Source organism: Bifidobacterium ramosum, from assembly GCF_009299505.1.
GTDB lineage: Bacteria > Actinomycetota > Actinomycetes > Actinomycetales > Bifidobacteriaceae > Bifidobacterium > Bifidobacterium ramosum.
This window is the reverse complement of sequence record NZ_WBSM01000007.1, coordinates 36,675-51,040: the sequence shown is the minus strand read 5'-3', so window position 1 is coordinate 51,040 and position 14,366 is coordinate 36,675. Positions and strand designations below refer to the sequence as shown.

Sequence of the window (14,366 nt, the reverse complement as noted above, 5' to 3'; positions counted from 1 at the left end):
TCATTGAGCTGGTGTTGGTAACTGAGAAGACACCAGCACCAGCTTGTGTCATTCTTCCTTTGATATGGCGCTATGCGTCCATGAAATCCTGTGCAAGACGATCTACTATCCTGCTCTGATGTTCGGCGACGGTGAGTTGGTAATAACGTATGGCAACTTTCTCGCTTGTATGTCCCAGCTCGTTCATGACTTCGCGGAGTGTGCCTCCCCGCAACATCAACAATGTCGCATGGCTCGCCCGTAGCCCTTGGAACGTCAAATCAGGACGGCTGGCTTTTACGCGTGCCTTAGCGAATTGTTCCTCCAGCGTAGTTTGGGACATTATCTTCGCTCTTCGTGGGACGAATACCGGAGATTCTGGCAGTCCCATGTCGCAGTGATTGTGAAGGTGCTGGCGAATCATCGGCATGAGCGCGTCAGGTATATGCACATTCCTTATGCTTGATTCCGTTTTTGTCCGGCTGTATCGGATTTCTCCACGATCCGTACGGCCACGGTTCACGGAGCGTCGGACGTGCAACGTCTGACCATCTAGATCTATGTCCATGACACGCAAGCCGCAGAGCTCGCCGCATCGTAGTCCTCCGACCAAGGTTGAGAGGAAGACCGACAGTCTTGTGTATTCCGGCATGGCCTCTGCCAGTAGCATCAGTTCACGAGGAGTCACCGGAGGCGCGTCGATGCGGGAGGACCGGGGTGCTGGCGGTATGGGGAAAATGAATGGATTGAATTGAAGCAATGGCTCCGTCCCGTCCAATCCGGGCTTTGTCGCGGATTCGAGAATCGCCTTGAAGCGCATGCAGGAGCGACGGAATGCCCATTGCCCTTCTGGATGTGGTTTGTCATACCATGCCTTGATTTTCAGGGGTGTGATTTCCGAGAGGCGGAGCGACTCAAAATCCGTGATGAAATGCCGGATGTCTAATTTGAGGTTCCTGCGTGTCCCTCCGGCTATCTCTCCGCCATTCGGGAGCTTGTAGTTTGATTCCCATTGCGCCACATAATCGCGGAACAGGATATGACGCTGCTCCTGTTCCCTGAACTCCTTCAGCTTGTCTTTTTTTCGTTGAGTCGGGTGCTTCCATTCGGCTATGCCCTTATTGTGCAGATCTACCAGATGTTTCTCTTCTTCGAGCCATGTTCTGGCCTCTAGTTCCTGCCAGGGTTTGAACTGCCGTTGCACTCGTTTTCCCGGGGCAAGCGGGTTCGGGTAGCGAACTTGCCAGGCAATGATTCCTCCGTTTTCGTCAAAACGTGGTATGACCGTTCCCCATGCGCTTCGAGGCCTTGTTGTTTGGTTTTTCTTGGGACGCCTATTTCTGGGCATGAAATCCCCCTTGATAGCAAAAAGGCGCACCGTGTGTGCGCCTTTCGGGAGATTGAAGTCAAATGATGCCGGAGAGGAGGAGTTCGCCGTGTGTATGTCATCTTGAGATGACATACACACGCGAATGGCCTCTTTGAGGCCATTCATTGTCTATGCCGATAAGTTCTATCCGCATAAAACGAAAAGAGAAGCAGAAAATAAGAACTGTGATGACTGACGATTCTTGAGGTCTTACGGCAGATGCCAAATGAAGCACGCTCATGCGCATTAGGTCAGTATCGCGTCAGAGCGATATGCACGCAGACGCTCAATACTTCATCTTTGAATGTCGAGTATTTGGCCGTGCTCTGTCGCGAGGGAACAGGACGTTTTTTCGAACTACGTGATTCAGGATGGCATGCCCCGTATATGCAACTTGCTGACAGGTGCCCGTCACCATGTGGCGAGTGTTTCGATGGCGTCCAATCCGTCCTGACGGTGTGGTTCGTCGAGGTTGTCCCAGTAAGGTGAATCCTCGGTGAGCTGCTCGTGCAGGAGTTTGATGCGTTTGCGGTCGGTGCCGCTGTGCAGTCGTGCGAGCTCGGCATCAGGGTCCGGGATGAGGGATGCCAGCAGGGCGGCGTCGTAGAGGTGGCGTTCACCGTAGCCGGCGTGATCGGCACTATAGGCGGCACTCTTAAGTATCAATGCGCCGAGCAGGTCCGGGATACGGATTGTGACTTCGGTCCCGCTTTGGTCGTCGATGAGCCGGACCTGCATACTGCGTTCCACAGCCTGCGCGCCGCCCGGCATGGACAGTACCGGCGTGCCGGCGATGGTCGCGTCGTTGCCGAGGAATTTGGGCAGGTGGTCGGCGACCAGCAGGTCCACGATGTCGCCGTTCGGCGCGCTCATGCGGGTCGTGTATCCGGTCAGCGTGCCCGGCTGCGTCTGGAACCCGCGGGCAGTGAGGATGCCGCGCAGTCTGGCGATGCCGCGTCGGTCGGCCATGAGGTCGGCGAGTAGGTCGGCGTCGGTGGTGGGGCGTGCGGTCAATCCGCCCATGATGGCGTGCAGCTGGACCATGAGCCCGCCTGTGAGCAGCCATGATTCCGGGATGTTCGCCGCGGCGACCGCGTACACGGTGCTCCACGGATGGCCGGTGCTGGGGATGTGGATTGTGGGGATCATTCCTGATGCTCCTTGCGGTGGTGGTCTTCGATCAGCTGTTGGAGGGTTTTCAGGCCGGCGCGGCGTTCTCTCGGGTCGTTGGATTCGGCCAGGTCGGTCGCGCATACGCCGAGAGGCATTGATCCTTCGCCGGCGGGGAGATTGTCGGTGATGTGGAGTCGCACCCGGACGGGTGTCACACCTTGCTTCAACCGGCATTGTCGGACGATGTCATCCAGAGCGCTGGCGGTGACGTATCCTTCCACCATGTCCGTGGTGGTCAACTGGAATGAGTCCGCCAATGTGCCGGTGGCGGCGGAGGGACGAATGAGGGTTGCGACCTTGGCGAGGTTGGAATCCCTGCACCAGTATTCGACCGTCATCGCACGCCTGCGCGTGAGACGGGTCAGATTCTCCGCATCCATCCGTCTCAGGTATCCCTTGAGCCGGTATCGCTGTTGTCGGCCCAGCCATGGCGCGTCGAGACCGCTGAGCATGTATAGCGCCCCGAATGCCATGTCCGGTGAATACGGGCGCCCGTCCGCCCCCTGCCACTGTGCTTGGCGGCGTACGGAATCCTCCGTGACCAGCGAGCCGTCTCCCACGGGAAACGATTCAAGCCGGCCGGCAGCGCGAAGCGCGCTGACCCGTCGTTCGCTCACTCCGAGTCGGCGGGCGGCTTCCCGCCGTGTGAGCAGCGTCCGATTCGTTCTGATAGCCATACCTCTATTGTATACAGAACTATTCCATATTGGGAATAGTTCTGTATACATCGGACGGCAGGGCATCTCAATCCGTATTCGTCCATATGTGGTCATTGCGCTGCTTTGATGAAGTCTTCGGCGAGTTGGTTGACGATCTGGTTGCGGTGTCGGGCGACGATGCGCTGGTAGTGCTTGATGGCGACCTTCTCGCTGACGTGTCCGAGTTCGTCCATGACCTCCCTCAAGGTGCCGCCCTTGAGCATGAGCAGGGTCGCGTGACTCGCCCTCAGGGACTGGAAGGTCAGGTCGGGTCGGCCGGCTTTCTCCCTGGCTTTGCGGAACTGGGCCTCCAGGGTGGTCTGACTCATCACCGAGGCTCGTCTGGGGCGGAAGACCATGGCTTCCGGGTCCGTCCATTCGCAGTGCCTGAGCAGATGGTCGTGAATCAGGGGAACGAGACCGTCGGGGATGGGCACGGTGCGCCGGCTGGAGTCGGTCTTGGTCCTGTCGATGCGTGTCGAACCGCGATCCGCATAGCCCCTGTTGACGGAATGGCGCACGGTCAGGCGTTTGGCCTTCAGATCGATGTCCTTGACCTGCAGGCCGCACAGCTCGCCGCAACGGAGGCCTCCGACGAGCGTGGCGAGTATCACCGCCAGTCTCGTGTAGTCGGGCATGTTCTCCGCGATCAGCTTGAGTTCCAGCGGCGTGACCGGCGGAACGTCTTCCCTGGCGGATCGTGGCGCTGGCGGTATGGGCAGGATGAACGGGTTGTCGCGGATCAGCGGCGGGGAGCCGTCCATGCTCATCTTCGTGGCGCTGGCGAACGCCGCCTTCAGGCGCATGCATGAGCGACGGAACGCCCATTGCCCCTCGGGGTGCGGTGCGTCGTACCAGCGTTTGATGTCCTTCGGCGTGATCTCGGTCAGGAGCTTGCCTTTGAAGCCCGGCATGAAGTGCGCGATGTCGAGATACAGGTTCCGGCGCGTGCCGCCGGCTATCCTCTCGCCGTTCGGCAGCCGGTATCCCTCCGCCCATCGGGTCACGTAATCCTCGAACGAGATAAGGCTCGCGCGCTTCCTGCGGCGGCGTTCGGACGGATGGACCCATTCCTGGATGTTCTTGCGGTCCAGTTCCACCAGATGCCGCTCCTTTTCGAGCCACTGGTGCGCCTCGTGCTCCATGTCCGGCTTGAACTGGCGCTGGACCTTCTTGCCCGGTCGTTTCGGGTCCGGGTAGCGCACCTGCCAGGCGATGAGATTGCCCGCGGCGTCGTAGCGCGGCGTCACGGTGCCGAACCTGCTCCGCCGCTCCGGCGACGGCCCCATACTGTCCTTCTTCGTCCTTGCGGACATGATGATGCTCCTTGTGCTGAATCCAGGATCGATGGCACGCATAACGGCCTCGGAAAATGCCACCAAAAATGCCACCAAGTGGCCGAATGGGCTCTCGGCGAGCCATTGCACCTAAAAATGCACCTACGACACCTTAGGCCTTGCAATCATTGAGGTTTAGGATGATTCGATCACTCGTCACAGGTCGTTTCGACCATCAGCCGCATGAAGATGACGCTAAGGAGCAACACTGCTTGCGTGTCTACCGGAAGGAAGCGGGAATCGTTGCTATACTTAAGATTCAGATTGATAATAAGTAAATATACATTTGAAGGATTTGCCGTTTGCGCTTGAGGCAATTGCCTTTCGTATCCCCCTCAAGGTGACACTCATCAAGGCGAACCGTACGGAGGTCAGCAAGTCCAGCGTGCAGGGCATCGCCGACGGCTACGACGTGTTCGGCGGCGGCGCGACCCAAGGCGCGGACGGTTCCGGCAAGACCGGTTACGCGGGCGGTTTCGTCGCGCTGAACGACGAAGGCCTGTTCGAGAACAACGACATGACCTACGCCGACACGATTCGCGGCGCGAGCGGTCTGGTCGGCCCGTTCAGCGGCACGACGCTGCTGAACAGCGAGTACAGCTTCAACACTGTCCGCGGCATTGAAGGCACCGGCAACACGTACCACATCTATCGCGACGTTGACCCGAGCCTCTCCCACGCGCTGGCCGCCAAAACGGTAGACCAGAACGGCAAGCCGACCGAGTTCAAGGGAGATTTCACCAACGGCTCCCACATGGACGACGGCACCGGCACCAGCGGTTCCCCCGGCACCAGCGGCAAGCTGAAACTGCACCTCAACCGGTACGACGTCGCCCACCTCGCCGAGAACGCGTTCATCGAGAAATACGCGGACCTGCAGTATGCGGTCATCGCGAACAACCTCGGCGGTTCCAATACCGGCGAGACGAACGACGTGAAGAACGTGGCCAAGGCCATGAACGCGTACGTGTCCGCGGCGAAGGCCGTGCTCATGCTGGACAAGGCCGTGACCGACAACAACGGCGGGCTCACGCCCGAGCCGGACGACGGCCAGGATCCGTGCGGTCTGAACGGCTGCCAGACCGTGGACCTCACGCTGCAGAAGGTGTGGATCGACGGCCAGCTGACGCGCCCGGATTCCATCGATCTGACCATCGCCGCCACGTACACGAACACAAAGGGCGAGACGATCACGCCGGAGACGATCACCTGTTACACCGGGTCATGCCAGGCGAAGGACCGTGACAACCCGATGACCGTGACCATGAGCGCGGCCGACGGTTCACCGTGGAGCGACACGTGGCGCACCAAGATCACCGGCTTGCCCGTCGCGTTCAAGGACGAGACCGGTGCGCTGCACTACTACACGTACACCGTGAAGGAGGCGCAGCTGATCTACGGGGCGGCCACCGACACCCAAGTCGAGTACAAGACCCCGTCCGAAGCCGGCTACTCGGTATCCGTGGACTACGGCAAGGATGCGGACGGCAGGTATGTGGCCAAGGTCACGAACTCCGCGCCGCTGCCGAACACCGGCGGCTCGGGTACGCAGTGGATCGCGATGCTTGCCGTGATCATCCTCGGCCTCGGCACCGCATGGTACCTGCGCGACAACCGCGTGAAACCGGCCGCAACCGGGGGAGCGGGAACCGCGTTGCCATTCGGCGGCCGGCGCGGGCGGCACGTCCGATAACAGATTTCCCGTAGTCCGGCGGGCTGCGGGCCAACCAATGTCAACCAACGTCACCTCCCAGAGCGGAATCTGGAAGGCAACAATCAAGGAGAAAGGAACCAGTGATGAACTCACTGACCAAGAAGCTGGCGGCGGGCGCAATCGCCGCGGCCACGATGCTCGGCATCGCCGGCCTCGGAGCCACCACCGCGAGTGCGGACACCACCACCCCCACCGGCTCGCTGACCGTCACCACTACGGACAGCAGCTTCGCCAGCAAGACGGTGAACGCGTACCAGATGTTCTCCGCGACCGTCGACTTGAAAGGTACTGCGGAGTACACGCTCGTCGATACGTGGAACGAATTCTTCACGACTGAGCTGAAGACTGCGGGTAGTGATGACGGCGTGTGCAAGGACAAGACCGGCACTGAGCTGACCACCTGCGCCGTCGATTACGTGTCCAAGCTGTCTGACAGCGAAGGCAACGACTCGACCGTCGAGGGATACTCCCGCACGCTGACCTCGTTCGCGACGAAGGCTTCCAACTGGGCGCAGAAGACCAAGACCGGCGATACTACTCCGAATGTGACTGTCGCTAAGACGGCTAACGTCTCCGATACCGCTTCCGACGGTACGTACACCGCTTCGTTCACCGGCCTTGACTTCGGCTACTACCTGCTCGCCGTGCCGGGCGTCGCCCAGAACGATGCGAACTTCAAGTACGCGACCCTCGTCTCGGTCACCACGGCCACTGGCAACACCGCGGTCATCAAGGGTTCGTACCCGACCGTCGACAAGAAGGTCGACGGTGCGGATGAGGGCACCGCGAAGATCGGCGACGAGCTGACCTTCACCCTGACCTCCACGGTCCCGGACATGAGCGCCTACGACACCTACCAGTTCGCGTTCAAGGATATCCTGAGCAAGGGCCTTACTTTCAATGACCAGACTGGTCTTGAGTCCATCAAGATCCTCAACGACGATAATACTGTGGCGGCTACTCTTACGACGGATAATTACTCTTTGTCTTATGAGGCTGGTGACGGTACCAATGGCGCTACGACCGATGAGCACAAGCTCACCGTTAAGCTCGGTACCAACAGCAACGGTAAGTACGACTTCAAGGCATATGCCGAACAGTACACCGGCAAGAAGATCGTACTGACCTACAAGGCGACCCTGAACGAGAAGGCCGAAATCGAAGGCACCGGTACCCAGAACAAGGCCACGGTCGAGTTCTCTAACAACCCGCAGTCCGACGGCACGGGCGAATCCGTCCCGGACATCGTCAAGGTGTACACCTACAAGTTCGGCATCGACAAGTACACCACTGAGAATGGCAAGCGCACGCAGCTCCCCGGCGCCAAGTTCACCCTCACCCCGAAGGACGAACAGACTGCTATCCAGTTTGTGGTCGAAGAACAGGGTAACTCGAATAAGGCCACGACGTATCGTGTCGCTAAGACCGACGAGCAGGGCGCGACCGCCGAGATCGTTACGCCTGATTCCGGTAAGGTAATGCTCAAGGGTCTCAAGGCCGGCGAATACGTGCTCACCGAGACCGAGGCTCCGAAGGGCTACAGCAAGCTCACCAAGCCGATGGGCGTCAAGATCACCGAGAAGGATGGTGACAAGGGTGGCAAGACCGGTGAGATCACCTACAACAACAATTCCGCGTCTGACGCTTACGGTCTCACCGCTACGGATGGATACGTCGCGGTCGAGAACAACAAGGCCCCGATCCTGCCGTCCACCGGTGGCATGGGTACCGCGCTGTTCACCGTGTTCGGCGTGCTGATCGTGGCGCTGGGCGCCGGCTGGTACGTCAAGTCCAACCGCAAGTCCGCCAAGTAAGCGGCCGCTAGGCTCCCCTCTTCGAGGGGAGCTGTCAGCGAAGCTGACTGAGGGGAGCGGCGTCACCCGTTTGCTCCCCTCAATCTCGCTATGCGAGCGGCTCCTCTCAACGAGGGGAGCTGAGAGTGTCATACAAGGAGATTCATGATCAGGAAGTTGCGCGGCCTCATGCCGCTGGTGATCATCGCGATAGGACTGCTCGTGCTGTTCTATCCGACGATCAGCAACTTCCTCGTCATGAAGAACGCGTCCCGCGCGGTCACCAACTACGACGCGAAAGTCGAAGCGCTCTCCGACGAACAGTACCGGCAGATACTCGACGTTGTCCACCAATACAACGCGCGTCTCGCCGCCGAAAGTTCCGGACTGACCGACGCTCTCGCCGGTGCGGTCGACACCGAGGCGACGGACGCCGAGTACATGAAACTCCTCAACGTGAACGGCGACGGCATGATGGGCTACCTCACCATTCCGCGACTCAAGGAAACCATGCCGATCTACCACGGCACCTCCGAGGAAGTGTTGCAGGTCGGCGTCGGTCATCTCGAACGGACTTCGCTGCCGGTCGGCGGCGCATCCACGCACGCGGCGCTCTCCGGCCATCGCGGACTCCCCACGGCGAAACTGTTCACCGACTTGAATCTGATGAAAACCGGCGACAAGTTCTACATCAAGATTCTCAAAGACACCTACGCCTATCAGGTCGACAAGATCACCACGGTCCTGCCTACCGACACCAAGGAACTCGCCATCGAACACGGCAAGGACCTGGTCACGCTCATCACCTGCACGCCGTACGCGGTCAACACGCACCGTCTGCTCGTACGTGCGCACCGCGTCCCGTACACGCCCGAGCAGGCCGACGACGCGAAACCGACGTTCCACGTCGACATTCCGCTGCAATACCTGCTGCCGGCGCTCGGACTGATCGCACTGCTCATCGGGTGGCGCGTCTACCGGTGGCGCAGCGAACGACGCTTCGTCGCGCGGCACAGCGCGCAATAACCCATCACATCACGAAAGGAGAGGCCACACATGGCTGAAATGCGAAACGGGCAACGAGGCATCGCCGCACGCCTGTGCGGCGTGCTCCTCGCCATCGTCACGGCACTGTCCATGCTGATATTCGTCATCATCGCGGCACCCGTGCGCGTCGCACAGGCCGCACCGGTCGGCAGCATCACCATCGACGCGCAATGGGACCGCGGCGCCGACGGCCAGACCGCGCTCGCCGGCGACACCTACGCCATCGTACGCATCGCCTCCGCCGAACTCGACGCCGACACCGGCGCCATCCGCGCGTTCCATACGCTCAAGCCGTTCTCGTCATTCGATCGGGACTGGGCCAAACTCACGTCATCCGAGCTCAACGCCGCCGCCAAACAGCTCGACGCATACGTGACCAAACACCGTCAGTACGCCGAAACCGGCGTCACCGACGGCGCCGGGCGCACGTACTTCACCGATCTCGACGCCGGCATCTACCTGATCGCACGCACCGCCGTCGCCTCCGCCAACCAACGGTACGACTGCGACCCGTTCCTCGTCGCCGTGCCCGAAACCAACAGCGGCACGCCGACGTACGCCGTCACCGCCGAACCCAAATTCAGCGACAACGGCGGCATCACCCCGCCGAACCCGAATCCGTCGCCGAATCCGTCTCCCGAGCCGAATAATCCGAGCGAGCCGAGCAAACCGACTCAGCCGACCACGCCGGGCAGCCAGTCCACCCCGAAGACCCCCGCCAACACCGGCGCCGCCGTCAGCGTCATCGCCCTCGCCGCCATCGCCCTGACCGTCACCGCCCTCATCATCCGCGACCTGCGCCGCGGGCGGCAATCCTCCGGCTCTTCGATGAACAGTCGGCACACTGTCAGTCGAAATTGATATCTCCATCATCCGCAAGAAACTCCATGAGATTGCGGTGACGGACACCGTCTCGCTGCAACGGCAGCTGGTCGAGCGTGAACAGGTATCGGGGATATGATTCACGAATCATCGTAAACGGTCGATACTCCCGCTCCTCGACCTGCGGGTCAAGTACGCTCATCGATACCTGAATATACGCGTATTGACTGCGTTTGCGTACGATGAAATCGCATTCCAGTTTGCCGATCTTTCCTACGCTGACTTCGTATCCCTTGGCTCGTAGGTGTAGATACAAGGCGTTCTCCAGCGATGGCCCATAGCTCAGTCTTGTATCGATGTTACGAGCGAAGTAGACGCCAGGGTCCGCAAGATAGTATTTTTCTCCGCCGCGCAGTGATTTGCGTGACCTCAAATCGAAACGAGGACACTTATACAGGATCTTGGCATTTTCGAGCATGCGCACGTACTTGGCGAGAGTTTCCCGTTTGATTGATATATGTTCGCTGTGCTGCAGATACTGCACGATACGTGTCAGATTCGTGGGGGATGCGTAATTGTTGATCAGATATGATTGCACGCGCTCAAATGTGTCCCGATTCGTGATTCGACTGTGAGCGGTGATGTCTTTTTCGAAAATCTGCCGGATGACATCCTGAATATACAGGGCTTTGGCGTCGGGATCGGTATACTCCAATGCTTTCGGGAATCCGCCATATGTCAGATATTCGGTGAATGATGCCATACCGCTTTCGGTCTGCATGCCGAAGAAATGCAGCATGCCGAGGTATTCGCAGTAGGAAAGCGTATACATTTCCAATTCCACATACCGACCGGTGAGTTTGGTCGCCAATTCTCCGGATAGCAGATATGAATTCGACCCGGTAATGAAGATGGAGAATCGTCCGTCTTCGCGGTATGCGTTGATTACCGTCTCAAAGCCCTTGACGTTTTGCACTTCGTCGATGAACAGGTAGGTAAGTCCATTGTCGGGGACTCGTTCTTCGATGATGTGATCAAGATCGTCCGGAGTCGTCACGGAACGGAGTCCTCGGCTATCCAGGTTCAGGAATACGAGGTTCCGTTCGGCGGTGCCTCTCTGACGAAGCTCGTCGGCGATGCATGCCATCAGAGATGACTTGCCGCACCTTCGGATGCCGGTGATTACCTTGATCAATCCGGTGTCGGCGAAGAAAGGCCGCAGTCGCTTCAGATAGTGTTCTCGCGGGTACAGCGACACAGTTATTTCCTTCTTCCCGGGGGCAAAATTGCATTTTCATCAATTTTGCCCCCGGGAAAGGACTTTCTGACTGTCGCAAAGATGGTTCATGTTGATATGCCGTGTTCTGATCTGAGATAAATTCATCTTCATTCGTATTCGATGAAGATTGATGTGAATCTTCACCTGCGGGAGATGAGGATCGACGAGCTGCGATGATGGACGGATCTGTGCGGTCCGGGCTGTGCTATGGTTCGGATAACATTTGCGGTACGTGCCTTCTCCCATGTTCTTCGCAACCCTTGTATGGGGACACGCGCATATCGTGCATACAATGGAACGCATGAGCGAAAAGCATGCCGCAAAGAAGAGTATCGAGAAACTGGCGATCGTCGTCGTCACCTACAAGCGCCAGCAGCTGCTGACCAAACTGTTCGATTCGATCGAACGACTGACCGTCGCGCCGTGGCGCATCGTCATCGTCGACAACGAGCACTCCGACGAGACGCGCGGCATGGTCGAGGACTTCTCCGCGCGCATCACCCGCCAGTGGGGCACCACCGTGGCCGACGCGAGCGGCAACGAGACGCGCGTCGTGTACGCGCCGCAGACCGCCAACCTCGGCGGCGCGGGCGGCTTCTCCGCCGGCGTGAAGAAGGCGTACGAACTCGGCGCCGAATGGTTCTGGGTGATGGACGACGACGTGGCCGTCGAACCCGACGGCATCGAAAAGCTCGCCAAGTGGACGCCGCGCCACGACGTGATCCAAGGCAGCCGCTACGACTTCGACGGCGGCCCGTTCTACTGGCAGTACGATTTCATCGTGCCGCTCGGCATCCCGAACCCGATCGCGCCCGCTGCGTTCGGCCGCGCCGGCTACCGCGTCATGGACACGCTGTGCTTCGAGGGTGGCCTGTTCCGCCGTCGCATCGTCGAGAAGATCGGCCTGCCGGACCCGCGCTTCTTCATCTACTGGGACGATACGATCTACGGCTACCTCGCCAGCAAGGTCACCAACCCGATCATCGTGCCCGACGTCGTGCTGCGCCGCACACGCGAGATCGGCAACTGGGACATCGCGGGGCTGCGTCAGCTCAATTCGACCTCGGATATGAACCGGTACCACATCATGCGCAACCGCGGCTACATGGCCCGCTACTTCATGGCGCACGGCGACTTCCGCCCGTTCCTGTTCGCGGTGGGCACGGCGGCGACCGCCGCGAAGGAGGTCATCCGCCTCGTGATGGTCGACCGTGAGCACGTGCGGACCGGCCTCGTGCAGATCGCCAAGGGCTGGTGGGATTCCCGCAAGCTCATGCACGATCCGCACTGGCAGCCGATGCCGCCGCTCAAGTAGGGGTGCGGCCGGAGCCGGCACGGCCGGGGCCGGCGTAACGCGACGATGTTACTGCTTGTGAATGAACAGCCCGCCGTCGCCCCACGCCCATTCGCCGGAGCCGGCGCCGATCTGGAAGTGCAGCTTCGCGATGCCCAGATCGTTGAGCGTCTCGCGATAGTCTTCGGCCGGATCAATATGCGCGGCCGCCGTATCATCCGCTGCATTGTACGTGAACGTGATCGGCTGACGATTCATCGCGCTCGGCGCCTTCATCGCCGCCTCGACGCCCGCCGTGAACCACGCCGGCGCGGCCGCCCGCTCCTCATCGGTCATGCCGGCCGTGAACTGCGCGAACGTCTTCGTCGGCCGATGCGACCGCTGGAATGCGGTCAGTTCGTCATACGACTTCGCCTGATACGACAGGTGATGCTCCGGATAGCCGATCACGACACACAGGTACGCCTCCTCGCCGCGGCCGATGCGGCAGTGCCGCGCCGCCTCCTCACGATCCCAACTACCGCCGACCCACAGCGTGCCCAGCCCGCGCAGCGTCGCGGCCAATACCACGCGCTCCGCGTAGAAGCCGGCGCGTTCGCGCGCTTCGGGATCGTCCTTCGGTTCGACGAGCGCGATGTAGTTCGCCGCGTTCGTCAGATGCCCGGACGCGTTCGCCGCCTCGAACACCTTCGGCTGGTTCAGGACGAGCTGCAGATGCGTGTCGGCGAGCGTGTTCACCGCGTCGATCGTCATGGTGAGCTGACGGGCCGTGTCGTCGTCGATCGGATCCTTGTCGTACGCGCGCACCGAAGTGCGGATGTTGATGGCGTCAATGAGTTGCGTATGTTCTGTCATACCTCCCGATTATCGCACGGAACCGGTGCCGCGGATCAACGTTGCCCTGTTTTGCGCCGTGGGATGCGCGGCGCGTGTCGGCCGGCTTGCGTTATACAATGCCCATACCGGTTCGATATCGTGTTCCGATGGGAACGTATGGAAAGAGAGGTCAATGATGATTGAGACAGCACAGGCGTTTGGCGTGGACATCGGCGGCTCCGGCATCAAGGCCGCCCCGGTCGATCTCGAAAAGGGCGAGTTCGCCGAACCGCGTCTGAAGATCCTCACCCCGGCCGTGTCCACCCCGCAGGCCGTCGCCGCGATCGTGCGCCAGCAGCTCGACCACTTCGACGTGCCGGCCTCCGCTCCGGTCGGCATCGCGTTCCCCGCGCCGATCAAGCCCGGCCAGAAGCTCGACTTCATGGCCAACCTCGACCAGTCGTGGATCGGCGTCGACGTGACCGAGGTCTTCTCCGAAGCGTGCGGCCGCCCGGTCGTCGTCGTCAACGACGCGGACGCGGCGGGCCTCGCCGAACAGCAGTACGGTGCGGCCAAGGGCCAGAACGGCCTGGTCATCGCCACGACGCTCGGCACCGGCATCGGCACCGCGCTCATCATGAACGGCACGCTGGTGCCGAACACCGAGCTCGGCCACATCATCCTCGACGAGAAGCATCCCGACGCCGAAAAGTACGCGTCCTCCGGCGTGCGCGAGCAGAAGGAGCTCGGCTACAAGAAGTGGGCCAAGCGCCTCACCAAGTACTACGGCCTCATGGAGAAGTACTTCAACCCAGACCTGTTCGTGGTCGGCGGCGGTGTGAGCCGTCAGAGCGACAAGTTCCTGCCGTACATCGACATCAAGACGCCGATCGTGCCCGCCAAGCTGCGCAACGAGGCCGGCATCGTCGGTGCCGCGTACTACGCCAGCACCAAGCAGTGAGCTACCCGGCAGCGGGTATGGCTGTTCTCGCGTGAGCATTCACTGGCTCCCTCGTTTCCGGGGGAGTTTTTTTATTGCGTCGCG

The 14,366-nt window shown here is 60.3% G+C and carries 11 protein-coding genes and 1 pseudogene; 6 read left to right on the top strand and 6 right to left on the bottom strand.

The window, feature by feature from the left end:
- Positions 1-70 precede the first annotated feature (70 nt).
- From DSM100688_RS07190 to DSM100688_RS07175, 4 genes are all read right to left on the bottom strand, one after another.
- Entirely contained in the window at positions 71-1,474 is a 1,404-nt protein-coding gene (locus DSM100688_RS07190; protein WP_223846962.1) for a tyrosine-type recombinase/integrase, read from the bottom strand.
- Between the two features lie 285 nt (positions 1,475-1,759).
- On the bottom strand, positions 1,760-2,497 hold the full coding sequence (locus tag DSM100688_RS12090; RefSeq protein WP_223846963.1) for a hypothetical protein: 738 nt from the start codon (positions 2,495-2,497) through the stop codon (positions 1,760-1,762).
- Positions 2,494-3,198, bottom strand: coding sequence for a helix-turn-helix domain-containing protein (locus DSM100688_RS12085; RefSeq protein WP_223846964.1), 705 nt, complete (start codon positions 3,196-3,198; stop codon positions 2,494-2,496). Before DSM100688_RS12085 ends, DSM100688_RS12090 begins: the two co-directional genes overlap by 4 nt.
- A gap of 92 nt (positions 3,199-3,290) precedes the next feature.
- On the bottom strand, positions 3,291-4,535 hold the full coding sequence (locus DSM100688_RS07175) for a tyrosine-type recombinase/integrase (protein ID WP_152358464.1): 1,245 nt from the start codon (positions 4,533-4,535) through the stop codon (positions 3,291-3,293).
- 361 nt (positions 4,536-4,896) lie between these two features.
- On the opposite strand from DSM100688_RS07175, the gene DSM100688_RS07170 reads away from it, so the two are divergent.
- From DSM100688_RS07170 to DSM100688_RS12220, 4 genes and pseudogenes are all read left to right on the top strand, one after another.
- Positions 4,897-6,249, top strand: a complete 1,353-nt coding sequence (locus DSM100688_RS07170) for an LPXTG cell wall anchor domain-containing protein (RefSeq protein WP_152358463.1) — start codon at positions 4,897-4,899, stop codon at positions 6,247-6,249.
- Between the two features lie 104 nt (positions 6,250-6,353).
- Entirely contained in the window at positions 6,354-8,084 is a 1,731-nt protein-coding gene (locus DSM100688_RS07165; protein WP_152358462.1) for an isopeptide-forming domain-containing fimbrial protein, read from the top strand.
- Positions 8,085-8,228: 144 nt separating this feature from the next.
- A pseudogene (locus DSM100688_RS07160) lies at positions 8,229-9,062 on the top strand (class C sortase); the annotation flags it as partial.
- A 57-nt stretch (positions 9,063-9,119) separates the two neighbouring features.
- Positions 9,120-9,971 (top strand): isopeptide-forming domain-containing protein, encoded by an 852-nt coding sequence (locus tag DSM100688_RS12220; protein ID WP_152358460.1) that lies wholly within the window; start codon positions 9,120-9,122, stop codon positions 9,969-9,971.
- On the opposite strand, the gene DSM100688_RS07150 is transcribed toward DSM100688_RS12220, so the two are convergent.
- Positions 9,958-11,190, bottom strand: coding sequence for an ATP-binding protein (locus DSM100688_RS07150; RefSeq protein WP_152358459.1), 1,233 nt, complete (start codon positions 11,188-11,190; stop codon positions 9,958-9,960). The two genes, DSM100688_RS12220 and DSM100688_RS07150, sit on opposite strands and share 14 nt — an antisense overlap.
- Before the next feature lie 322 nt (positions 11,191-11,512).
- On the opposite strand from DSM100688_RS07150, the gene DSM100688_RS07145 reads away from it, so the two are divergent.
- A complete protein-coding gene (locus DSM100688_RS07145) occupies positions 11,513-12,526 on the top strand; it encodes a glycosyltransferase family 2 protein (protein ID WP_152358458.1) in 1,014 nt (337 codons plus the stop codon).
- Between the two features lie 48 nt (positions 12,527-12,574).
- On the opposite strand, the gene DSM100688_RS07140 is transcribed toward DSM100688_RS07145, so the two are convergent.
- Positions 12,575-13,360 (bottom strand): nitroreductase family protein, encoded by a 786-nt coding sequence (locus tag DSM100688_RS07140; RefSeq protein ID WP_152358457.1) that lies wholly within the window; start codon positions 13,358-13,360, stop codon positions 12,575-12,577.
- A 157-nt stretch (positions 13,361-13,517) separates the two neighbouring features.
- Here DSM100688_RS07140 and ppgK point away from each other — a divergent pair, with 157 nt between their 5' ends.
- Positions 13,518-14,282, top strand: a complete 765-nt coding sequence (ppgK, locus tag DSM100688_RS07135; RefSeq protein WP_152358517.1) for a polyphosphate--glucose phosphotransferase — start codon at positions 13,518-13,520, stop codon at positions 14,280-14,282.
- The last annotated feature ends 84 nt before the right edge of the window (positions 14,283-14,366 follow it).